Source organism: Corynebacterium sp., from assembly GCF_022712195.1.
Classification (GTDB): domain Bacteria; phylum Actinomycetota; class Actinomycetes; order Mycobacteriales; family Mycobacteriaceae; genus Corynebacterium.
The window spans coordinates 19,907-41,399 of the sequence record NZ_JALAGY010000064.1; the positions used below are offsets into that span (position 1 = coordinate 19,907).

Consider the following 21,493-nt stretch of genomic DNA (forward strand, 5'->3'; position numbering starts at 1 on the left):
TCAGGGTAACCACCCCGGCATGGTTCTGATAAGAGGTCTACAGTGGCTGCATATGAGCCTGAAGGATAAAGCGGTCACCGTCGCCGGCAGGATCACCGACGCGGTACGAATCGGAAATGGACTTGACCAGCGGGATCTGGCGCCGGTCGGGTGGTACGCCCACCAGCAGGCCGTGCAGCGTCTCCGGGAGAGCTTCCACGCCGTCCCCCCGGGGCGGCGCGTCCGGTTGGCGAAGAAGACGTCCAACCTCTTCCGTGGTCGCTCCGGCGACTCCGTCGGGCTGGACGTCTCGGGACTGCACGGCGTCATCGCCGTCGACCCCGTCGAGGGGACCGCGGATGTCCAGGGCATGTGCACCTACGAGGACCTGGTGGACGTCCTGCTGCCCTACGGGCTGGCGCCCACCGTCGTCCCGCAGCTGAAGACGATCACGCTCGGCGGGGCGGTCACCGGCATGGGGGTGGAGTCCACCTCCTTCCGCAACGGGCTTCCGCACGAGGCGGTCCTGGAGATGGACGTCCTCACCGGCACCGGCGACATCCTGACCTGCTCGCCCACGCAGAACACGGACCTCTACCGCGGCTTCCCCAACTCCTACGGGTCCCTGGGCTACACAGTGCGGTTGAGGATCCGATGTGAGCGGGTCAAACCCTACGTGGACCTGCGCCACGTGCGGTTCGACGACGTGGGTTCGCTCACCGACGCGCTCGACCGCATCGCGGTCGACCGGGAGTACGACGGGGAACGCGTCGACTACCTCGACGGGGTCGTGTTCAGCCTCGGTGAGAGTTACCTGGTGCTGGGCCGCGCCACCGACGAACCCGGCCCCACCGGTGACTACACCCGGGAACGCAGCTACTACCGGTCCCTGCAGCACCCCTCGGGTGTCCTGCGGGACAAACTGACGGTCCGCGACTACCTCTGGCGTTGGGACGTCGACTGGTTCTGGTGCAACCGGGCCTTCGGCACCCAGGACCCCACCATCCGGACCCTGTGGCCCCGTGACCTGCTGCGGTCGAGTTTCTACTGGAAGATCATCGGCTGGGACCGGCGCTTCGACATCGCCGACCGCATCGAGGCGTACAACGGCCGCCCGGCCCGTGAGCGCGTCGTCCAGGACATCGAGGTCACGCCGGACAACCTGCCCGAGTTCCTCACCTGGTTCTTCACCCACTGCGAGATCGAGCCGGTGTGGCTGTGCCCCATCCGCCTGGCCGACGACGGCTCCGGCGGAGACACACCCTGGCCGCTGTACCCGCTGTCGCCGGGCGACACCTGGGTGAACGTGGGCTTCTGGAGTTCGGTGCCCGTCGACCTCATGGGGGAGGACGCCCCACCCGGGGCCTTCAACCGGGAGATCGAACGGGTCGTCTCCGACCTCGGCGGCCACAAGTCGCTGTACTCGGAGGCCTTCTACACCGAGGAGCAGTTCGCGGCCCTCTACGGCGGCGACCGTCCCGCCCGGCTCAAGGAGGTCTTCGACCCGGACGGGCGGTTCCCCGGACTGTACGAGAAGACCGTGCGCGGCGTCTGACACCGGCCCGCCGCACACGACAACCACATGATGACCAAGAGGAGAGAGATGAGCAGGGGATTCACGCCGCTGACAGTGGGACAGATCGTGGACAAGGTCATCACACCGCCGTCACCGTTCCGGGTGACCGCGTTCGACGGCTCCACCGCGGGCCCCGCCGACGCCGCCGTGGCACTGGAGATCACCTCGCCGGACGCACTGGCCTACATCGTCACCGCACCCGGTGACCTCGGACTGGCACGCGCCTACATCACCGGCAGCCTGCGGATCACCGGGGACGACCCCGGCCACCCGTACCTCGTCTTCGACCACCTCCAGCACCTCTACGACCGGGTCCGGCGGCCGTCGGCGAAGGACCTGCTGCACATCGCGCGGTCGCTGAAGGCCATGGGGGCGGTCAGGCTGCAGCCCGCCCCCGAGCAGGAGACGCTGCCCGGCTGGAAGCGGGCGCTGCTCGAGGGTCTCTCCCGGCACTCCCCGGAACGGGACAAGGAGGTCGTGAGCCGCCACTACGACGTGGGCAACGACTTCTACGAGCTCTTCCTCGGCGACTCGATGGCCTACACCTGCGCCTACTACCCCGACATCGACGGCGAGACCCAGGTCACCGGCCCCGAGGGCACCTGGGGGTACGGGCACTGGGAGAAGGGGACGGCGGCGAACGGGCCGCTCACGCAGGCGCAGGACAACAAGCACCGCCTCGTCTTCGACAAGCTGCGGCTCTCCCCGGGCGACCGGCTGCTGGACGTCGGCTGCGGCTGGGGCGGCATGGTGCGCTACGCCGCCCGCCACGGCGTGAAGGCCGTCGGGGTCACCCTGTCCCGGGAACAGTACGAGTGGGGCAGGGCCAGGATCGAGGAGGAAGGCCTGCAGGACCTCGCCGAGATCCGGTGCATGGACTACCGGGAGGTGCCCGAGACCGGGTTCGACGCGGTCAGCGCCATCGGCATTCTCGAGCACATCGGCGTACCCAACTACGAGGACTACTTCTCGCGCCTGTTCGACAAGCTGCGCCCGGGCGGCCGGATGCTCAACCACTGCATCACCCGCCCGCACAACCGCAGGACGAAGACCGGCCAGTTCATCGACCGCTACATCTTCCCCGACGGCGAACTCACCGGTTCCGGCCGGATCATCACGATCATGCAGGACACCGGGTTCGACGTGGTGCACGAGGAGAACCTGCGGCCGCACTACCAGCGCACCCTGCACGACTGGTGTGAGCTGCTGGCCTCCAACTGGGACCGGGCCGTCCACCTGGTGGGCGAGGAGACCGCGCGTCTCTTCGGGCTCTACATGGCGGGCTCGGAGTGGGGCTTCGAGCACAACGTGATCCAGCTCCACCAGGTCCTCGGCGTGAAACCGGACGAGGCGGGACGTTCCGGGGTGCCGGTCCGTCAGTGGTGGAGGCCCTGACGGTAACGTCGGGGGAATGAGAACGATCACCAGAGGCGCTGCGGCGGCGGTGCTGTGCACACCCCTGCTCCTCGGCGCCTGCACCATCGGCGACCCGGCTCAGCAGGACGGGCCGACGGATGAGGCGGTGAACACCGAGCCGCCGCCGGACAAGCCGGTACCGGAGGACACCGAGGACACCGAAGACCCAGGTGACACGGGGGCCCCTGAGGCGCCGGAGGACCCCGACCAGCCGGACTCCGAGCCCGTGGAGACCGACCCGGACGCCCCGGGTGCCCGCGGCCTGGCCATCGGCGACTGCGTGGCCGACATGGGGCAGCTCGAGGGGACCGGGCCGGTGGACGTCGTCGACTGCGCCGAACCCCACGCCGGTGAGGTCTACGCGCAGGCGGACATCGCCGGCAAGACCCTCTTCCCGGGCAACGAGGACCTGGGCCGGGAGGCCGGGGAGATCTGCGGCGGAGACGCCTTCACCACGTACGTCGGTGTCCCCTACGCCCAGTCGTCGCTGGACGTGATCACCATGATGCCGTCCAAGGAGAGCTGGCTGCAGGAGGACAGGACGGTGACCTGTGTGGTCACCGACCCGAACCTGGAGCAGGTCGACGGCACCCTCGGGCAGAGCTGGCGTTAACGCTCCAGCAGGGTCACCAGCTTCTGCCGGTTGGACTCCTCCAGGTGCGCCACGGTGAGCGCCCAGGCCTCGGCGGCGGGCAGTCGCAGGCGTCGGTCGACGTCCGCGACGAGGGCGTCCACCACGGAACCGGCGTCCGCGCCGGTGCGGGGAGGGATCATCGTCACCGCCTCGGGCGACCCCCACACAGCCGGGTCGGCGATGAAGAGGTGGCCCTGCGCCGCGGCGTAGCCCAGTGCCGCCTCCCGCAGGTCGGAGAGCTGGTCGTCGGTGATCTCCCCGGCGGTCCAGGCGTCCTCCACCAGGGGGACTCGGTCGACGGGACGGTGGGAGCCGACGATGCCCTCCACCAGCGGGGTGGGCAGGGTCAGCAGTGCGCGTGACGCCGCGGTGTAGACGTCTGCGGCGTCGAGGTAGGGCCGGCCCACGACGATGGTGCGGGCCAGTTCGCGGCTGGCGGTCATGAACGACAGCAGGGTGGTCAGCTGCTCCGCCGGGGCGGAGTTGAAGCTCCGGACGTCGCGGACCGCGGGCGACGCCGCCGGGCGGGTGGCGAACAACGGGGAGAACGGTGGCGTGTACATGGTGCCATCGTCGCGCCCGGGTATTTCCGGTCGGTTACCGTCGTGGGAAGAACTCCGGCGCCAGGGCGTCGAGAGCCTCCACCACCACGTCGGTCTCGGCGGTGTCGGTGACGGTGACGCGTACCCCCTCGCCGTCGAAGCAGCGCACGGCGATGCCGTAACCGGCGATGGCCTCCTCGAAGGCGCGGGCGCGTTCGCCCAGGTCGAGCCACACGAAGTTGGCCTGGGAGTCGATCCGCCACTCCTCCGGGAGGTGCTCCAGCACCCGGGTCCGCTGGGCGGCGGTCTCGTCCGTGCGCTTCTCCAGTTCGTCCTTCGCGCCGATGCTCGCCACGGCGGCGGCCTGCGCGACGGCGTTCACGCTGAACGGGATGCAGACCTTGTTCACCGCCTCGATGAAGTCTGCGCGTCCGACCAGGTAGCCCACGCGCAGGCCGGCCAGGCCGTAGGCCTTCGAGAAGGTGCGGGCCACGGCCAGGTTCGGGTAGTCGGCCAGCAGTCCCAGGCCGTCGGGGAAGCCGTCCTGGCGGACGTACTCCACGTATGCCTCGTCCAGCAGCACCTGCACGTCCGACGGTACGGCGTCGAGGAAGCTGACGAGTTCCCCGCGGGTCACCGTCGTGCCGGACGGGTTGTTCGGGTTGCAGACGATCACCAGGCGGGTCTTCTCCGTGACCGCCGCGGCGAGGGCGGGGAGGTCGTTTCGGTGGTCCGGGGTGAGCGGGACCTCCACGGCCTCCGCCCCGGCGACGCGGGCCAGGATGGGGTAGGCCTCGAAGCTGCGCCACGGGTAGACCACCTGGTCGCCGGCGTCGCCGCCGCGGCAGGTCGCCTGGATGGCCTGCTGGATCAGCGCGGAGGACCCGGCGCCCACCGCGATGTTCCCGGCGTCGAGCAGCAGGGAGGACGGACCACCCAGCCAGTCCGCGATAGCCTCGCGCAGTTCGAGGGCCACCATGTCCGGGTACCGGTTCGCCGCCGCCAGGGCCCCGGCCGCCGCGCGGGTGACGCCCGGCAACGGGCCGAGGGAGGACTCGTTGCTCGACAGCTTCAGCGGAAGTCCGTTCAGGCTGCCGGGGACATACGGGGGCAGGGAGGAAAGGTCGGCGCGGATCATGGGTTTCAGCCTAGTCCCCGGGTGGTTTTGAAATGATGCGGGGGGCTGATGTATCGTTCGTTGCGTCGTCACCCGTGACGGCATGGAGGCGTGCCAGAGCGGCCGAATGGGACTCACTGCTAATGAGTTGTCTGCCTAACAGCGGACCGGAGGTTCAAATCCTCTCGCCTCCGCCACTTCAGTTTCCTCAGGCTTTTCGTGAGGACGTGTCGTCAGCCGTCCGGTTCTTGTGGTGAGTTACCGGGCATTCAGGACGCGGTCCCGCCCTATGGGGTGTGTGGTGTACCCCGGGACCGCGTGACACGTCCCGTCTGGTGGTGTGCCGGGGAAGCTGGAGTCGCTGGAAACAGCGTCGCGCCCGTAGCTCAACGGATAGAGCATCTGACTACGGATCAGAAGGTTGGGGGTTCGAATCCCTCCGGGCGCACGCTTTTCTTGAACCGCCCCCGACGACTGTCGGGGGCGGTTTCCGCGTACCGGCACCCGCCTGGGCTGTTACCGTCGTCACATGACCGCATTCACCACCCTGATCACCGGCGCGAGCTCCGGGCTCGGCGCCGAGCTCGCCCGCCAGTCCGCCGCCCTCGGCCACGACCTCGCGCTCTGCGCCCGCCGTACCGGACGGCTCGACGAGCTGTCCGCCGAGATCGCCGCGTCCTGCCCCGGCGTCACGGTACGCACCTACGCCCTGGACGTCACCGACCCGGACGCGGTGCACAGGGTCTTCCGGCAGGCCGAGGACGACGCCGACGGCGGGCTCGACCGCATCGTCGTCAACGCGGGCCTGGGCAAGGGGCGCAAGATCGGGTCCGGGCACCCGGAGGCGAACCGGGAGACCGCCACGACGAATGCGCTGGGAGCACTGGCCCAGGCGGAGGCCGCGATGGAGATCTTCCGGGCGAGGAACTCCGGGCACCTCGTCCTCGTCTCGTCGGTGACCGCCCTGCGCGGCAACCGCAAGGCGATGACCACCTACGGCGCCACCAAGGCGTTCGTGGCGAACATGGGGGAGGGGCTGCAGTCGGAGCTGCTGGCCGCCGGGATCCCGGTCGACGTGACCGTGCTGCTGCCCGGCTACATCCGCTCGGAGATGAACGAGAAGGTCGAGCAGAAGACCCGTTTCATGGTGGACACGGAGACCGGGGTGCGGTCGATGATGGCGGCGGTCGAGGCGCGCAGGCGCCGCGCGCTTGTCCCCGGCTGGCCGTGGCGGCTCATCGGCCCGGTGCTGAAGGTCCTGCCGCTGAAGGTGGTGTCGAAGCTGGTGTAGACCTCCGGGGTAAACCGCCCTCCACCTGCTGCTTTGGCGCTTTCCGGGTGGGCGTGTACGCTGTAGTCTCGTTGCAGAGATGCGACGGCGCGCCCGTAGCTCAACGGATAGAGCATCTGACTACGGATCAGAAGGTTGGGGGTTCGAATCCCTCCGGGCGCACGCTTTTCTCAGGGTGAGACCCCCAGGACACACACGGTGTGGCCTGGGGGTTTCACCGTTCCCGGCCGCGGATGAAATCGCCGATGACCTCCGGCCACCGGGCCACGTCCTCCGGGGTCCGGGCGGTCACCAGCCGTGAGCCGGGCAGCAGCGCATGCAGTTCCCCTGCGACGGCCACCGGGTGAGCGGCGTCACCGGCCCACGCCAGGATGAGTGTCGGTATGCGCCGCTCGCCGAGGACGGCGACACGCGCCCGGGACGGCAGGTCGTTGCCCGCCGCACCACGGAACACCGTCGGCAGCAGTGACTCCGGGACGTCCGGGAGGGTGAACGGCACCTCCGTGCCACGCGCCGGGGGAGCGGGTTCGGCCCGGGTGGACTCCGCGTAGGCGGCGAGCCCGTGCTCTTCGACGAACTGCGCCGAACGTTCGTAGACCCCCGCCCGGTCGCCCCGCAGCTCCCAGGCGGTCGGCGGGATGCACAGTGTCATGGAGGCGTAGGTGCACCCGTGCCCCGCCGCCGAGGTCAGGATCGTCGCCGCCCCCATGGACTGGCCCACGGCGTGGACGGGGACCCCGGGCGAGAAGTCGTCGGCGACCTGCTCCAGGTCCCTGGCCAGGGCCGGCCACCGGTACGCCTCGGGGTGGGCGGGGCCCGGCGACCGGCCGTGACCGCGGGCGTCGTAGCGCAGCACGCGCAGACCGTCCTGACCGGCGGTGAGGTCCAGTCCGAGGGTGACGTCGCGGGCCCGGCTGGACGTCAGCCCGTGGAGCTGGACGACAGGGGCGCCGTCGACGGGGCCCCGGACGTCACCGGCGAGACCGGCGAGACCGGCGGATGTGGCGGTGGTGTCGGTTGTGCGACTCATGGTGGAAATCCGTACGTAATCCCACGGCCCTATCGTCCGTGGGTATGCGACTGACAACTGTAGCCCGTATGGAGCTCCGCGCCGGGCAGGTCCACGTGTACGAACCGACCGTCACCGCGTGCCCCGACCCCTGGCCTGCCCCGTGCGGTCGGGGGACGGCGCCCTCCTTCGACCAGGCCAGGCACGCCGCCGCCGGTTCCCGGCCGGGCAGCTGGATGGCCGTCGCCTTCGTCGTTCCGCCGGTGGGCCGAGCACGCCTCGCCGCGGCGTGGCGTGAGGTGGTGCGGCGCCACGGGACGCTGCGCACGGTTCTGCGCAGGGACGGTGCGCCCGCCGCCTCCCACACAGCTCCGCAGGTGAGGGTCCACCCCGTGGAGATCAGCGGGGGCCGCTGGGAGCGTGCCGGTGAGGCAGCGGAGGATCCCCGCGTCGTCCTGCGCCGGGTCTTCGACTCCGCCTGCGGGCCCTTCGGGTCGCCCTCGCACCGGTTGGCCGCCGTCGTCCACGACGACGGCTCCTGCACGGCGGTGATCGGCCTGGACCACAGCCACACCGACGCCTGGTCCCTGCTGGTCCTGGTGCGCGACATGCTCACCGCACTCGACGGGGCAGGGGACCCCGGGGGTCTGCCCCCGGTGCCGTCCTTCGCCGACCACACCCGCGCCCTCGAGGCACTCCCGCCGGCCCCCGCGGAGGTCCGGGCCCGGTGGAGGGGGATCATGGACCGCGGCAACGGCGGGATGCCCGTCTTCCCGCTGGGCCTCGGCGACATCTCCGAGCCGCGGGACGAGGTCGTCGAGGTCATCGACGTCCTCGACGCCGACGGCCTGTCCCGCCTGGAGGACACCGCCGCGCGCCGGGGCGTCCGGCTGCTGCCTCTGGCCGTCAGCGTGCTGACCGGGGTGAACCGGCAGATGCACGCCGGTGCCCTGCGGGCGGTGTTCCCGGTGCACTCCCGCCGGGGCCCGGCGGACGACCCGGACCGGTGGGCGGGGTCCGTCGGGTGGTTCATCACCAACTCGGTGCTGGAGTGCGACTCCACCGACCCACAGGACTGTGCCGCGGCGGTGCGGGACGCCGTCGCCCTGGGGGCGTACCCGCTGGAGCCGCTGCTGCGGCCGTGGGGCGGGATGCCGGCCACCCCGGGCATGTTCGCCCTGTCGTGGCTGGACAACCGGCGGCTGCCGGTGCGGGTGCCGGCCGCGGCCCGGCCGCAGCATGTGTCGGCGTGGATCCGGACGGACGGTGTGATGGCGTGGTTCGTGCTCAACGACGACGGGATGCACCTGCGGGTGCGTTACCCGGACACCCCGTCGGCGGTGGCGAACGTCGGCGGGTGGGCCCGCCGGGTGGCGGAGGGGCTGCGGGAGCTCGGATCACACCACCCCGTTCTCGTAGGCGAAGACCACCACCTGGGCACGGTCGCGTAGCTGCAGTTTCTGCAGGACGTTGCGCACGTGGGTCTTCACGGTCTCCTCGGAGATGAACAGTGCCCCGGCGATCTCGGCGTTGGAGCGTCCCGTGGCGATCTGTTCGACGGTCTCGCGTTCCCGCGGTGTCAGTGACGCCAGTGCGGGGGACGCCCGGCGCGGCGGGGTGCGTGGGGAGCGGGCGACGGCGTCGGCGATGAGCCGGCGGGTCACCGTCGGTGCGAGCAGGGCCTCGCCGGTGACGGACAGCCGGACGGCGCGGGCCAGTTCGTCGGCGGGGGCGTCCTTGAGCAGGAACCCGGAGCAGCCGATGCGCAGGGCCTCGTAGACGTAGTCGTCGAGGTCGAAGGTGGTGAGCATGATGATGCGCGGGGCGGGGTCCAGCCCGAGTGACAGGATGCGTCGGGCGGCCTCGAGTCCGTCCATCACCGGCATGCGGACGTCCATGAACACCACGTCGGGGCGCAGTCGGGGGACCTGTTCCACGGCCAGGGCGCCGTCGGCGGCGTCACCGACGACGGTGATGCCCTCGCGGGCGTTGAGCAGGGCGGCGAATCCCTGGCGCACCATCGCCTGGTCGTCGACGATGAACACCGTGGTGTCGGGGCCTTCCGGGTGGTCGGTCATGACGGTCACGTTACCGGGTGGGCACCGGGACCCCCGCGGTGACGGTGAACCCGCCGTCCGCGGCGGGCAGGGCGGTGAAGGTGCCGCCGACGGCGCGTACCCGGGCGGACATGCCCTGGATGCCCGCCCCGCCGCTGTGTTCCGGGGGGACGATGGCGCCGTCGGCGGCCGGGCCGTTGTCGACGGTGAGCGTGACCCAGCCGTCCTCGACCGTGAGGTCGACGAGCACTGCGCCGCCGGGGGCGTGGCGTGAGGCGTTGGACAGGGACTCCTGGAGCACCCGGTGCAGGACCACCCCGGTGGTGTCGTCGAGGGTGGACTGTGCGAGTTCGAGGGTCTGCGGCGACCAGCTCACGTCCACCCCGGCCCGTCGTGCGGCCTGCAGTGTCGGGCCGATCTGGCCGGTGCCGACCGGGGTGGTGGCGCCGGACTCGGCGTCGCTGCGCAGGACGCCGAGCAGTTCGCGCACCTGGTTGAGTGCCTCGCGGGCGGTGTCGGACAGGGAGTCGAACTCCGCGTGGATCGCCGGGGTCACCCCCTGCAGCCGGTAGGGGGCGGACTGGGCCTGCACCACGATCATCGACATCTGGTGGGCGACCACGTCGTGCAGGTCGCGGGCCAGCCGGTTGCGTTCCTCCGCCATCACCCGCAGCTCGGACTGTTCGCTGGTGCGGTGCTCCTCGCGGCGCAGGTCCCGCTGTGACGCCAGCAGCCAGCGCAGCAGCAGGAACACCAGGGTCCACACCAGGGTGCCCACGATCCACCCGACGACGACCTCGCCGGGGTTGGTGAGCATCAGCAGCAGGGTGCCGGCGACGGCGGTGACCACGGCGTCGCGGGAGCCGCGCAGCACCACCGCCGCCAGGGTGAACGCCAGGGCCAGGTGGAAGGGCACCGGCCAGCCGAGCATGAACTGTGTCTCGTGGCGCAGCGGCACACTCACCAGGCACGCCAGCGCCACCATCAGCCACGACGGCCAGGGGCGCCACAGCGACGCCAGGACCGGCCACGTGCCGACCACCGCCAGCAGCGGCACGATCGCGGGGTGCAGTGCGTGGGTCACGAAGTAGGTCGGCCACGCGGTGGCGAACAGGACCGTGGTGAACACCAGCACCAGGGCCAGCAGGAACGGTGGCACGCCGGCCTGTGCCGCGGTGCGGTCCAGGGCGCCGCGGATCGGGGCGGGCAGGGGTGGTGTGCGTCTCATGGGTGTGACGCTAGTCGGCCCGCAGGTGACCCGGATCCCCCTGGAGAGTGAGATCGGCATTCACCCGGCAGGGGGATCCCGGCGGTGGCCGCCGGTTCCTAGCGTTCCGGACCATGAGACGCCGAATCCTCCTCCCCGCCCTCCTCGTGTCCGTCGCCGCGGCCGCGCTGACCGTCCCGCCCGTCGGGTCGGCGGCCGAGCCGGCCCGTGTCCCGCACCCCGTCGGGGCGGTGGCGGCGGCGGAGGCACTCGCGGCCGACCCGGCCGGCGGATCGTCCGGCACGGTCACCTTCCCCGCCGAACTCCCCGCCGAACTCGTCGCCGAGCTGGGCTACCGGCCGGGCACGCGGGACGGGCACCCCGTGAACCCGGACGGGGACTGCTCGTCCCCGGTGCCCCTGCCGGCGTCCTTCGAGCCGGCGTGCATGACCCACGACCTGGGCTACGACCTGCTGCGGGTCGCCGACCGCACCGGGGAGACGATCCCGCCGAGGCTGCGGCGTGGACTGGACCGGCGGATGGCGGAGCGGATGCGGGAGTCCTGCAGCGACGACGCCTGCCGGGTGATGGCCCGGGCCGCCCACGCCGCCGTCGCGGTGAACACCCTGCGCCAGCACGACGGCGCCCCGGTGGAGGAGTGGTTCCCGTGGTGATGCAGCAGGACGCGCCGCAGATCCCGCACCGGGTGCGCACGCCGCCGCCCACGCCCCGTGCGTCCCGACGGTGGGTGGTGGTCCTCCTCGCGCTCATCCTGTGGCAGGTGGCCGGGCCGGCGGCCGGTGCGGTGTGGTGGGTCTTCGACGAGGGGCCGCTGATGCAGCACCCCCGCGACGTGCTCACCGAACCCTCGCCGGTCGGCGCGGTACGCGTCTACGGCGACCATGCCGGGCAGGACGCCGGCCGCGCCGCGCGGGAGACCGTCGACGACCTCGTCGCCGCGGGCGGTCTGGCCCGGGACGTGGTGGTGGTCGCCCTGCCGACCGGCTCCGGGTGGGTCGACCCCGGGCAGGTCGAGGCGGTGGAGGACTGGGCCGGCGGCGACGTGGCCACCGTGTCCGTCCGCTACGCGCACACCCCCTCGGCCGTGGCGTACCTGATGCGCCCGGAACTGGCGGAGGACTCGGCGGCCGCGCTGCTGCAGGAGGTCGTCGACCGGGTCGCCGGGCTGCCGGAGGACCGCCGCCCTGACGTGGTGGTGCAGGGGCAGAGTCTCGGGGTGGCGGCCGGTGTCGCCGCGGTGGGCAGGGTCGGGGAGTCCGGTGGCGGGGCGCCGGTGGCCGCGCAGCTGTGGCAGGGACGTCCCGGGACGGTGGACGCCCCGGCCGCCGACCGGTGCACCGTCGACATGGTCAACGACGACGACCCGGTGGCGAAACTGCACCCGCGTCTCGCCGTCGACCCGCTGGCGGCCGTCGGGGTGCTGGCGGACCTGCCGGGCTCGGCGTCCTCCACCCCGGGGACCCGGCACAGCTACCGGCCCGTCCTCCCGCCGGCGGAGTGCCTTACACTGAACGGCAACCGAGAAGTTCACGGAAAGTACGGAAAGTTCGGACAGTACGGACAGTAAGGGGCTGACGATGGCTGAGAACGACGGATGGGGACGCCCGGGCACCACGGGTGACGACGACTCCACCCGGGAGTTCCGTCCCGCCCCCGGCCCCGGGAACCCCTACCCGCAGTGGGGCCAGGCCGCCGGCGGACAACCGGACTGGGGGACGCCACCCGCCCAGCCTGACCAGACCGGCCAGCGCCGTGGGCGCGGTGCCGGCCCGGTTCTGCTGGTCCTGGTCCCGGTGCTGATCATCGTCTTCGTCGCCGCCCTGCTCATCTGGAAGTGGGACGACCTCTTCGGCTCCGACGGTGACAGCGGCGCCGCCGGTCCGACGATCACCAGCCAGGCACCGCCGCCCACCGGGGAGCCGAGCGACGGCCCGTCCACCACGGAGGCGCCCCCGGAGACGGGGGCGGCACGTCCCGACCGTCCGGACCTGCCCGCCGGCGCCGAACCGGTGAACGCCGCCGCCCGCGCCAACGAACCCACCGGCGACTTCAACTCGGTCTACAAGTCCCCGCCCGCCGGCGACAACTACACCAGTGACGAGTTCGCTGAGGCCGTCCGCGACGCCTTCGTCGAGGCCTACCTCGACAACCGGGAGACCGACCAGACCCTCGACGTGCGCAGCCCCGTCACCGGCGACAGCTACCGGATGACCTGCACCGACGAGGGAAGCTACGTCCACTGCACAGGAGGAAACAACGCGAATGTCTACATTGCCTGACCGGACCGGGCGCGCAGCGACCCTGACATCCCTGACTTCCCTGGCTGCAGCCGTGATGCTGCTCACCGGGTGCGTCATCGGCGACGTCGACCGGTCCGCCGAATCCGCGGCCGACACCCCGTCCGGCACCCCGGTGGCAGACGGCACCGCACCGGCCCCGACCACTGCGGCCCCGACCACCGCGGCCACTCCGGCCACAGACGCCGCACACGGCCCCGGCATCGACGTCGCCGAGAGCGGCGGCAGCGCCGGAGTCGCACTGCTCGACGACGGGGAACTGCGCACCGGCGGCTCACTGTCGAACCTCACCGACGCCGCCTGGTCCACCAGCAAGGTGCCGCTGTCCGTCGCCGCGCTGACGGCATCGCCCGGCGACGAGCAGATCGCCGGGCAGGTCCGTCAGGCGATCACCGTGTCCGACAACGCCGCCGCCGACGCACTCTGGGCCTCGCTCGGGGACCCGGGACAGGCCGCGGCCGCCGTACAGGACGTCCTGCGCGCCGGGGGAGACACGACCACCACCGTGCCCGCCGAGAAGAGGCGCGCGGAGTTCAGCGCCTACGGGCAGACCACCTGGGCCCTCGACGACCAGGTCACCTTCGCCGCCGGCCTGCGCTGCATCCCCGGTGCGGCCCCCGTGCTCGACGCGATGGGGCAGGTCAGTCCCGACCAGTCGTCCGGGCTCGGACAGTTCGACGGGGCCCGCTTCAAGGGCGGGTGGGGTCCCGGTGAGGACGGCACCTACCTGCTCCGTCAGTTCGGTCTGGTCACCGCGCAGGACGGCACGACGGTGCCCGTCGCCGTCGCCGCCACCGCCACCGACGGCACCTACGAGTCGGCGCAGCAGGTGCTCGACGAGGCCGTCGCGTCGGTGCGCGACACCGTCACCGGTGCTCACGGCGGGGCGGCGGACGGCGACTGCTGACTTCGCCGCGCCGTGGGCTAGTGTCGGTGGTCGTGGTACGCAGGAGAACAACGGGAACGCATCACCGGGCGGCGGAGGTGCAGACGAACCAGCGCAATCTGTGGGTCGTCGGTGCACTGCTGCTCGCCATCCTCAGCGTGGCGGTGTTCCTCAACGGACTCTCCGCCGACGACGGTGACGAGGCGGAACGTAACCGACGTGCCCTCGAACAGGACGTCGCCGCCTCGTCGGTGCCGACCTCCGAGGAGGAGGCGGAGAACATCCGCGTCGCGCTCGCCGGAGTCGTCGAGGAGGTCTCCGGGGAGTTCGGGGTCACCGCCGGGGCGACGATGCGCGCCGGCGGCGGGATCGTCCACGTCGGTGAGCTGCAGGACGCCCCGGCACTGTCGTCGATCAAGGTGCCGGTGTCCGTCGCCGCGGTGCAGAAGAGCCTGCGGGACGGCCAGCCGGTGGAGGACCTGGTCCCGGACATCGACCAGGCTATCACCGTCTCCGACAACGACGCCGCCCTGCGGCTCTGGCAGACCCTCGGCAACGACGACGAGGCCGCCGGCGAACTCGGCGCCGTCCTGGGCCAGGGCGGCGACCCGACGGACACCACCGTGGACTGGAGCCGAGACGACTACGAGGGTTTCGGGGACATCGCCTGGACCCTCGACCACCAGACCATCTTCGCCAACCGGATGGCCTGCGTGCTCGGCTCCGAGCAGGCGCTCGACGCGATGGGGCGCCTCACCGAGGAGCACAGCACCGGCCTCGCCCAACTCGAGGGCGCCCGGGTGAAGGGCGGCTGGGGCGACACCGCCGACGACAGCTTCATCCTTCGCGAGTTCGGGCTCGTCGGCCCCGTCGGCGCGCAGGTGCCCGTCGCTGTCGCCGTGATCCCCGAGGACGGCAGCGAGGAGACCGCCCGTGCCGCCGTCAGCGAGATGGCCCGGCGGATCGCCCCGCTGGTCGACGAGGCGTCCGCCAACGGTGGCGCCGCCGAGTGCCAGGCGGGCTAGAACACTAGAACACGTCGATCCGGGCGCCGAGAGTCTCGGCGTAGTGCAGCTGGTCCAGCCACCCCGGCGTGCCGGGCCGCACCCGGATGAACGGCCGGTTGGACGGGTCCTCCCGGGTGCGGCCGGCGAGGGCCTCGTAACGCAGGCGGGCGTCGTGCCCGTCGCGGGTCATCTGCCCCATGTCCCCGTCGGGGTCTGCCAGGGCGTCGCGTGCGGAGGCCAGCAGGTCGAGGGTCTCGTCCAGGGCGGTGACCAGGGCGTCCCGGTTGTTCTCGCACATGGCCTGCACCAGGTGCGGTGCGGTGCCCGCCACCCGGGTGCCGTCGCGGAAACTCGTCGCCGCCAGCGACAACGCCAGCGCCCCTCCCTGGTCCGCGGTGATCGACAACGCCTCGGCCACGACATGCGGCAGGTGGGAGATGCGGGCCACCGCACTGTCGTGCGCGGCGGTGCGGGCGGGCACGACGACCGCGCCGGTCGCCTCCGCCATCTCCACCACCCGGCGCCAGACGTCCACCCACTCCGGGTCGTCGCGCGCATTGTCGTGGGTGACCACCCACACCGCGTCGCGGAAGAGGCCCACGGTGGTCGCGTCCCACCCGGAGTCCGCCGTACCGGCCATCGGGTGGCCGCCGACGTAGCGTGCCGCCAGCCCGTGGCCGGTGACCAGGTCCAGCACGTCGCCCTTCACGCTCACCACGTCGGTCAGCCCGCAGTCCGGTGCGTGCACGGCCACCACCTCGAGCAGCGACGGCAGGGCGGGCACCGGGACGCCCAGGACGATCAGGGCGTCCTGCGACGCGGCGCGGCGCACCGTCGCCACCAGGTCGGTGGAGGCGTCGACCCCGTCGGCTCTGGCGGCGTCCACCGTGGCCGGTGACCTGTTCCACCCGAACACCGGGCGGCCCGCCGCGCGGAGGTCCCGTACCAGGCTGCCGCCGATCAGGCCGAGGCCGAGGACACAGACGGGCCGGGGGGCGGGGGACGGGACGGTGGAGTTCACCTTTCAAGTGTGGCACAGGGCGACTACGGTTAGCGACCATGAGTGGATTCGTCGTCGCAGCCGATCTCGCCGAGGGTGACACCGGCGGCGCGTCGTGGCGCCTGCGCGTCCTGGACAGGAAGGTCCCCGCCGGTCTGAACCCCCTGCTGGCCGAGCTCGGCCGGCTCCGCGCCGCCGGTGTGCTGCTCGGCCTGGTCTGTGTCGAGGATGACTGGTGCGCCCTGGTGCGCCCCGGCCCGCGCGGCGCCCAGCTGCTGCTCAGCGACGCCTCGGTGGTTGTCGAGGACGACGATGAGCCCGGTATCGACCTGGCCCGCGACATCCTCGCCGACCTCGACGTCGACGGCCCCACCGACGAGGACATCGACGACGCCGACGACCCCGACGCCCCCTGGCCCGAGGGCGACTTCGACATCCTCGCCGACCTCGGCGTCAGCGAGCAGGTCCTCTCGGTGATCCTCGACGACGGGGACATGCTCGCCACCGAACAGCTGATGCGCGTCGCCGGGGAACTGGGTTTCGACGACGAGCTGGCGGACGTCCTCGACGGTCTCGGGTACCCCGGGTGGGTGTGACCGGCTCCGGCCTTCCCCGCCCCGCCCGTGACGCCCGCGACGAGGCGCTGATGCGACGCGCGCTCGCCGTCGCGGCGTCCACGCCGCGGGACGACGTCCCCGTCGGTGCCGTCGTCCGGGGGCCCGACGGCCGGGAACTCGCCGCCGCCACGAACCGTCGGGAGACCGACGCCGACCCCACCGCACACGCCGAGGTCCTGGCCCTGCGCGCCGCGGCCGCGGCGCTCGGTGACGCGTGGCGCCTGGAGGACTGCACCCTCGTCGTCACCCTGGAACCCTGCGCCATGTGCGCCGGCGCGGCCGTCGGTGCACGGGTCGGCCGGATCCTCTTCGGCGCCCACGAGCCACGCACCGGGGCGTGCGGGTCCGTGGTCGACGTGGCACGGGAGTCTCCGCTGCACACCGTCGCCGTGCGCGGCGGGGTCCTGTCCCCGGAGTGCGAGGAACTGCTCCGCGGGTTCTTCCGCGAACGGCGCTGAGCGTCTATCCTGGGGCGCGTCAGAGCACGACCCCGATCGCACGACCTGACTGAAGGTCCCCAACGGAGGATGAGCACCATGGATTTCGGTGGAATGGCAGACAAGGCCAAGAAGGCCGTCAACGACAACCGTGACCAGGTCGAGGAGAAGGCCGGCGAGGCCATCGACAAGGTGACCGACGGCGACAAGGCCGACAAGGCGAAGAGCACCCTGAAGGACGGGCTGGACAAGCTCTCCGGGAAGTAGCGTCGGCGCGTTCAGCCGACCGTTTTGCCCGACGGGGTGCAGGTGATGTACCTTTGTCGGCGGTGGCGTGACCGAGCGGCCGAAGGTACTCGCCTCGAAAGCGAGCGTCGTGTAACAGCGACCGGGGGTTCAAATCCCTCCGCCACCGCCACGAGAACCCTCCCGGGAACGGGAGGGTTCTTCTTGTCGTAGCTGTGGATCCGCTGCGAACGGGGCGCAGCCGGGGGAGGACGGGCCGGGGAATGACTAGGATTGTCTCTCGCACTGTGCTCCTACGTGGAAGGCTGGCCTCTCTGTGGCTCTACTCCTGTTCCGACTCGGCCGGTGGTCGTACCTGAGACGGTGGCTCGTCATCGGGATCTGGGTGGTGCTGCTGGCCGCGGTCGGCGGTGGGTCGCTGGTGATCCAGAAGGGCTACAACGACATCTTCAGCATCGACGGGGTGCCGTCCCAGCACGCCACCCGGATGCTCATGGACGAGTTTCCCGGCACCGACAACCCCGCCGAGGCGTCCGACGTGAACCTGGTGTTCCAGGCGCCGGAGGGTGAGAAGCTCAGCGACGAGAAGTACATGGGCGTGCTCGACGAGGTCGTCGAGGCCGTGCGCACCAACGTTGAGGACTTCGGGGACGACTCCTCCTTCGGCAACCCGGTGGTCTACAACGACGAGCAGTCGAAGACGGTCATCGACACCTCCACCGAGATGGGGCTGCCACGTGCCGTCGCGGAGGCCGACGCCGCCAACGTCGCCACCCTCAGCCCCGACGGGCGGACCGGCACCACCTCCTTCTCCTTCGACGTCGACCTGCCCGCAGACGTCAGCACCGCCGACAAGGAGGCGGTCGACGACGCCCTCGACATCGCCCGCGACGCCGGGCTGAAGGCGGAGGCCGGCGGTGCCGGATTCGGCGACCCCATCGTCATCGAACCGATCAGTGAGGCGATCGGCCTGCTGGCCGCGTTCATCATCCTGTTCATCACCTTCGGCTCCCTCATCGCCGCCGGCATGCCGCTGATCAGCGCCGTGGTGGGTGTGGGCATCGGCGCGCTGGGCATCACCGGCGCCACCGCCTTCGTCCCGCTGAACAACATCACCCCGGTGCTGGGCATCATGCTGGGCCTCGCCGTGGCCATCGACTACGCCCTGTTCATCATGAGCCGCTACCGCGACGAACTCCGTCACGGACGGTCCAGACCCGACGCCACCGGCCTGGCGGTCGGCACCGCCGGCTCGGCGGTGGTCTTCGCCGGACTGACCGTGATCATCGCCCTGGTGGGCCTGCGGGTGGCGGACATCGAGTTCCTCACCTACATGGGTTACGCCGCGGCGGCCACCGTGCTCCTCTCGGTCTTCGTGGCGCTCACCCTGGTGCCCGCCCTGTTCGGCGCCTTCGGTGACCGGGTGTTCCGTCGGGACGCCGCGACCGGTGCGAAGGTCCGCGAGGGGCTGACCGTCGAGGAGGCGGACGCCGCCGTGGCGTCCTCCCTGGCGTCCGGGAGCCGGGGGTCCCGGCGGGCGCGGGGGCAGCATGAGAAGAGGTCCCGGAAGGCGGGGAAGTCTCAGGAGTCTCTCGGCACCCGGTGGGTGAAGCTGGTCCACCGCGCGCCCGGGGGATTCCTGCTCGTCGTCATCGCCTCGCTGGTCCTGCTCACCCTGCCGGCGATGAACCTGCAGCTCTCCCTGCCCTCGGACATGACCTCCCCGGTGGACAGCACCCAGCGCAAGTCCGCGGAGATGCTGGAGGACGGCTTCGGGCCCGGACGGAACTCGCCGTTCCTCGTCATCGTCAACACCGACGAAGTCAACCCGGACTCCGCGGCCCTGGCACCGCTCGTCGCCACGGGGGTCGAGCCCGCGCAGGCCGCCTTCGTCACGGTCAAGGACAGGCTGGGAAACAACGTCGGTGTGAAGCACTCCCAGCTGATCGGCGCGTCCGAGGACGGTTCGACCGCGCAGATCCTCGTCACCCCGGAGACGGGGCCCACCGACGGGCGCACCGCCCAGCTGATCCAGCAGCTGCGTTCCCAGCAGGAGGTCCTCGAGAACGAGACCGGTGTGGACATGGGCATCACCGGGCTGGTCCCGATCCAGCAGGACGTCACCGACCGCCTGTCCGACGCCATGCCCGTCTACCTGGCGCTGGTCGTCGGCCTGGCCCTGGTGCTGCTGCTCATGGTCTTCCGTTCGCTGATGGTGCCGGTGATGGCCGCCGCAGGGTTCCTGCTCTCCGTCGGCGCGGCCTTCGGCGTGACCGTCCTGTTCTGGCAGGAGGGGCTGTGGGGCCTGATCAACTCGCCCGGCCCGCTGATCAGCTTCATGCCGATCTTCCTCATCGGCGTGACCTTCGGCCTGGCGATGGACTACCAGGTGTTCATCGTCTCCCGGATGAGGGAACGGTTCACGCTGCACAGTCACGAGGCGGCGAAGACCAGCAGGTACAACGCCGTCGAGGACTCCGTGATCGGCGGATTCGGACTGGGGGCCAAGGTGGTCACCGCAGCCGCGCTGATCATGATCTGCGTCTTCGCCTCCTTCATCGCCCAGCCGCTGCCGTTCATCCAGATCTTCGGCTTCGCCCTGGGCGTCGGCGTGCTCTTCGACGCCTTCTTCATCCGCATGACCCTGATCCCCGCACTGATGTTCCTGTGCGGGCGCGGCACCTGGTACATGCCGCGCTGGCTGGACCGGGTGCTGCCCTCGGTGGACGTCGAGGGCGCGAAACTGGAGGACGCCTACGCCTCCGGGAAGGTTGAGCGCATGGAGGACGCACCGGAGAGGTGAATCTTCCCCTGATCCGCCCGTCACCGAGCACGAGGGTGGCTACCGGCCGCGCAGCTCCGGGGGAGTGTCGGCGTAGTAGCGGCCGAGGAACTCGTCGCGGTACTCCTCGAACCGGCCCTCCTCGACGGAGGTGCGGATGTTGCGGGTCAACGTCGCCATGAAGTGGATGTTGTGCAGCGTGCACAGGGTGCCCGCCAGGAACTCCTTGGCGCGCAGGAGATGGTGGATGTAGGCCCGCGTGTAGTTCTCGCACACGTAGCCGCCGAGCTCGGCGTCCACGGGGATGAAGTCGTGGCGGTGACGGCCGGCCATCAGGTTCAGTCGGCCGTCCAGCGTGTACACCCCGCCACGCCGGGCAAGGCGCGTCGGCGCCACGCAGTCGAAGGTGTCCGCGCCAGCGGCGACGGCGGTGAACAGGTCGTCCGGCTCAGAGATCCCGAGCATGTGGCGGGGCCTGTCCTCCGGCAGCTCGTCGCAGACCCAGCCGGTGATCGTCCCGAGGTTCTCCTTCTCCAGCGCCCCGCCGATGCCGAAACCGCCGAACCCGCGGCGGCCCTCCGCCTCCGCCTCTGCGGACAACTCCACCAGGCCCCGCGCCGCCTGTCGGCGCAGGTCCTCGTACTGCGCCCCCTGAACCACACCCCACAGGGACTGCAGGGGACGGTGGCTGCGCTCGGCGGTCAACCGGTCATGCTCCACCAGGCAGCGGCGTGCCCACCGGTGTGTTCGCTGCACCGACTCCTCCTGGTAGCGGCGGCTGTCCACCAGCGTGGTCAGCTCGTCGAAGGCGAACATGATGTCCGCGCCGAGCCGGTGCTGGATCTGCATCGACTTCTCCGGGGTGAACCGGTGCTTCGACCCGTCGATCACACTGCGGAAGTCCACCCCGTCCTCGTCCACCAGGGCCATGCGTTCCTTCTTCGCCGCCCGGATGTCCCCCTCGGTGAGGTTCGCGACGTCCATCGCCAGCACCTTCTTGAACCCCACACCCAGGCTCATCACCTGGAACCCGCCGGAGTCGGTGTAGGTCGGTCCGTGCCAGTTCTCGAACGCCGCGACCCCGCCGGCGGTGTCCACGATGTCCTCACCCGGCTGCAGGTACAGGTGGTAGGCGTTGGACAGCACCGCCTCGGCGCCGGTCGACCGGACCTGCTCCGGGGTGAGGGTCTTCACCGTCGCCTTCGTCGCCACCGGGATGAACGCGGGCGTGTGGATGTCGCCGTGCGGGGTGTGGATCACACCCGTGCGGCCGTGGGCCGGGGCACCGTCCACCGAACCCAACCTGGTGCCCAGGTCGAAGGTCGTGTCCTGTGCGGCAGGGGCCGGGGCGGTGGCGGGCTCAGTCATGGTG

Annotated in this window: 21 protein-coding genes and 4 tRNA genes; 18 read left to right on the forward strand and 7 right to left on the reverse strand. The window is 71.2% G+C overall.

All coding sequences use genetic code 11. From position 1 onward, the window contains the following. The first annotated feature begins 52 nt into the window (after positions 1-52). Genes Q0A34_RS08295 through Q0A34_RS08305 form a run of 3 tightly spaced genes read left to right on the forward strand, consistent with a single transcriptional unit; the run spans position 53 to position 3,584 of the window. Positions 53-1,534, forward strand: a complete 1,482-nt coding sequence (locus Q0A34_RS08295; protein ID WP_291479528.1) for an FAD-binding oxidoreductase — start codon at positions 53-55, stop codon at positions 1,532-1,534. A 48-nt stretch (positions 1,535-1,582) separates the two neighbouring features. Beyond that, positions 1,583-2,950: a class I SAM-dependent methyltransferase gene (locus Q0A34_RS08300; RefSeq protein WP_291479529.1), complete on the forward strand. Its 1,368-nt coding sequence runs from the start codon at positions 1,583-1,585 to the stop codon at positions 2,948-2,950. A gap of 16 nt (positions 2,951-2,966) precedes the next feature. Continuing rightward, positions 2,967-3,584, forward strand: a complete 618-nt coding sequence (locus tag Q0A34_RS08305; protein ID WP_291479530.1) for a septum formation family protein — start codon at positions 2,967-2,969, stop codon at positions 3,582-3,584. On the opposite strand, the gene Q0A34_RS08310 is transcribed toward Q0A34_RS08305, so the two are convergent. After that, entirely contained in the window at positions 3,581-4,168 is a 588-nt protein-coding gene (locus Q0A34_RS08310; protein WP_291479531.1) for a hypothetical protein, read from the reverse strand. The genes Q0A34_RS08305 and Q0A34_RS08310 overlap by 4 nt on opposite strands. A 34-nt stretch (positions 4,169-4,202) precedes the next feature. Further along, positions 4,203-5,285: a histidinol-phosphate transaminase gene (locus Q0A34_RS08315; protein ID WP_291479532.1), complete on the reverse strand. Its 1,083-nt coding sequence runs from the start codon at positions 5,283-5,285 to the stop codon at positions 4,203-4,205. Between the two features lie 84 nt (positions 5,286-5,369). Here Q0A34_RS08315 and Q0A34_RS08320 point away from each other — a divergent pair. The 4 genes from Q0A34_RS08320 to Q0A34_RS08335 all read left to right on the forward strand — a co-directional run bounded on the left by Q0A34_RS08320 (position 5,370) and on the right by Q0A34_RS08335 (position 6,717). Beyond that, positions 5,370-5,461, forward strand: a tRNA-Ser gene (locus Q0A34_RS08320). A gap of 178 nt (positions 5,462-5,639) precedes the next feature. Beyond that, positions 5,640-5,712: transfer RNA gene (locus Q0A34_RS08325), tRNA-Arg, on the forward strand. A gap of 81 nt (positions 5,713-5,793) precedes the next feature. Then, positions 5,794-6,555 (forward strand): SDR family oxidoreductase, encoded by a 762-nt coding sequence (locus Q0A34_RS08330; protein WP_291479533.1) that lies wholly within the window; start codon positions 5,794-5,796, stop codon positions 6,553-6,555. An 89-nt stretch (positions 6,556-6,644) separates the two neighbouring features. Continuing rightward, positions 6,645-6,717 (forward strand) — tRNA-Arg (locus Q0A34_RS08335). Between the two features lie 52 nt (positions 6,718-6,769). On the opposite strand, the gene Q0A34_RS08340 is transcribed toward Q0A34_RS08335, so the two are convergent. Continuing rightward, entirely contained in the window at positions 6,770-7,585 is an 816-nt protein-coding gene (locus tag Q0A34_RS08340) for an alpha/beta fold hydrolase (RefSeq protein ID WP_291479534.1), read from the reverse strand. Between the two features lie 44 nt (positions 7,586-7,629). On the opposite strand from Q0A34_RS08340, the gene Q0A34_RS08345 reads away from it, so the two are divergent. After that, positions 7,630-9,015 (forward strand): hypothetical protein, encoded by a 1,386-nt coding sequence (locus Q0A34_RS08345; RefSeq protein WP_291479535.1) that lies wholly within the window; start codon positions 7,630-7,632, stop codon positions 9,013-9,015. Here Q0A34_RS08345 and Q0A34_RS08350 read toward each other — a convergent pair. Further along, positions 8,962-9,642, reverse strand: a complete 681-nt coding sequence (locus Q0A34_RS08350) for a response regulator transcription factor (protein ID WP_291479536.1) — start codon at positions 9,640-9,642, stop codon at positions 8,962-8,964. The genes Q0A34_RS08345 and Q0A34_RS08350 overlap by 54 nt on opposite strands. Before the next feature lie 10 nt (positions 9,643-9,652). Further along, positions 9,653-10,849: a histidine kinase gene (locus tag Q0A34_RS08355; protein WP_291479537.1), complete on the reverse strand. Its 1,197-nt coding sequence runs from the start codon at positions 10,847-10,849 to the stop codon at positions 9,653-9,655. A gap of 113 nt (positions 10,850-10,962) precedes the next feature. Here Q0A34_RS08355 and Q0A34_RS08360 point away from each other — a divergent pair, with 113 nt between their 5' ends. The 5 genes from Q0A34_RS08360 to Q0A34_RS08380 all read left to right on the forward strand — a co-directional run bounded on the left by Q0A34_RS08360 (position 10,963) and on the right by Q0A34_RS08380 (position 15,057). Continuing rightward, on the forward strand, positions 10,963-11,502 hold the full coding sequence (locus Q0A34_RS08360; RefSeq protein WP_291479538.1) for a hypothetical protein: 540 nt from the start codon (positions 10,963-10,965) through the stop codon (positions 11,500-11,502). Continuing rightward, positions 11,502-12,416 carry an alpha/beta-hydrolase family protein gene (locus tag Q0A34_RS08365; protein WP_291479562.1) on the forward strand — a complete coding sequence of 305 codons (915 nt, stop codon included), beginning with the start codon at positions 11,502-11,504 and terminating at the stop codon, positions 12,414-12,416. Before Q0A34_RS08360 ends, Q0A34_RS08365 begins: the two co-directional genes overlap by 1 nt. Before the next feature lie 10 nt (positions 12,417-12,426). Beyond that, complete coding sequence (locus Q0A34_RS08370; protein WP_291479539.1) at positions 12,427-13,128, forward strand: hypothetical protein; 702 nt, start codon at positions 12,427-12,429, stop codon at positions 13,126-13,128. Further along, entirely contained in the window at positions 13,112-14,053 is a 942-nt protein-coding gene (locus Q0A34_RS08375) for a hypothetical protein (protein WP_291479540.1), read from the forward strand. The genes Q0A34_RS08370 and Q0A34_RS08375 overlap by 17 nt, the downstream gene beginning before the upstream one ends. 77 nt (positions 14,054-14,130) lie before the next feature. Beyond that, positions 14,131-15,057, forward strand: a complete 927-nt coding sequence (locus Q0A34_RS08380; protein WP_291479541.1) for a hypothetical protein — start codon at positions 14,131-14,133, stop codon at positions 15,055-15,057. Positions 15,058-15,061: 4 nt separating this feature from the next. Here Q0A34_RS08380 and Q0A34_RS08385 read toward each other — a convergent pair whose 3' ends face one another. After that, the gene (locus tag Q0A34_RS08385; protein WP_291479542.1) at positions 15,062-16,060 is read right to left on the reverse strand and encodes a prephenate dehydrogenase; all 999 of its coding nucleotides are present in this window, start codon (positions 16,058-16,060) and stop codon (positions 15,062-15,064) included. A gap of 38 nt (positions 16,061-16,098) precedes the next feature. On the opposite strand from Q0A34_RS08385, the gene Q0A34_RS08390 reads away from it, so the two are divergent. From Q0A34_RS08390 to Q0A34_RS08410, 5 genes are all read left to right on the forward strand, one after another. Continuing rightward, positions 16,099-16,635 (forward strand): tRNA adenosine deaminase-associated protein, encoded by a 537-nt coding sequence (locus tag Q0A34_RS08390; RefSeq protein WP_291479543.1) that lies wholly within the window; start codon positions 16,099-16,101, stop codon positions 16,633-16,635. A 50-nt stretch (positions 16,636-16,685) separates the two neighbouring features. Further along, complete coding sequence (locus Q0A34_RS08395) at positions 16,686-17,114, forward strand: nucleoside deaminase (RefSeq protein ID WP_291479563.1); 429 nt, start codon at positions 16,686-16,688, stop codon at positions 17,112-17,114. A gap of 69 nt (positions 17,115-17,183) precedes the next feature. After that, positions 17,184-17,360: a hypothetical protein gene (locus tag Q0A34_RS08400; RefSeq protein WP_291479544.1), complete on the forward strand. Its 177-nt coding sequence runs from the start codon at positions 17,184-17,186 to the stop codon at positions 17,358-17,360. A gap of 61 nt (positions 17,361-17,421) precedes the next feature. Further along, a tRNA-Ser gene (locus tag Q0A34_RS08405) sits at positions 17,422-17,511 on the forward strand. A gap of 144 nt (positions 17,512-17,655) precedes the next feature. Then, positions 17,656-20,142: an MMPL family transporter gene (locus Q0A34_RS08410; protein WP_291479545.1), complete on the forward strand. Its 2,487-nt coding sequence runs from the start codon at positions 17,656-17,658 to the stop codon at positions 20,140-20,142. Between the two features lie 39 nt (positions 20,143-20,181). Here Q0A34_RS08410 and tgt read toward each other — a convergent pair whose 3' ends face one another. Further along, complete coding sequence (gene tgt, locus Q0A34_RS08415; RefSeq protein ID WP_291479546.1) at positions 20,182-21,489, reverse strand: tRNA guanosine(34) transglycosylase Tgt; 1,308 nt, start codon at positions 21,487-21,489, stop codon at positions 20,182-20,184. Positions 21,490-21,493: the final 4 nt, after the last annotated feature.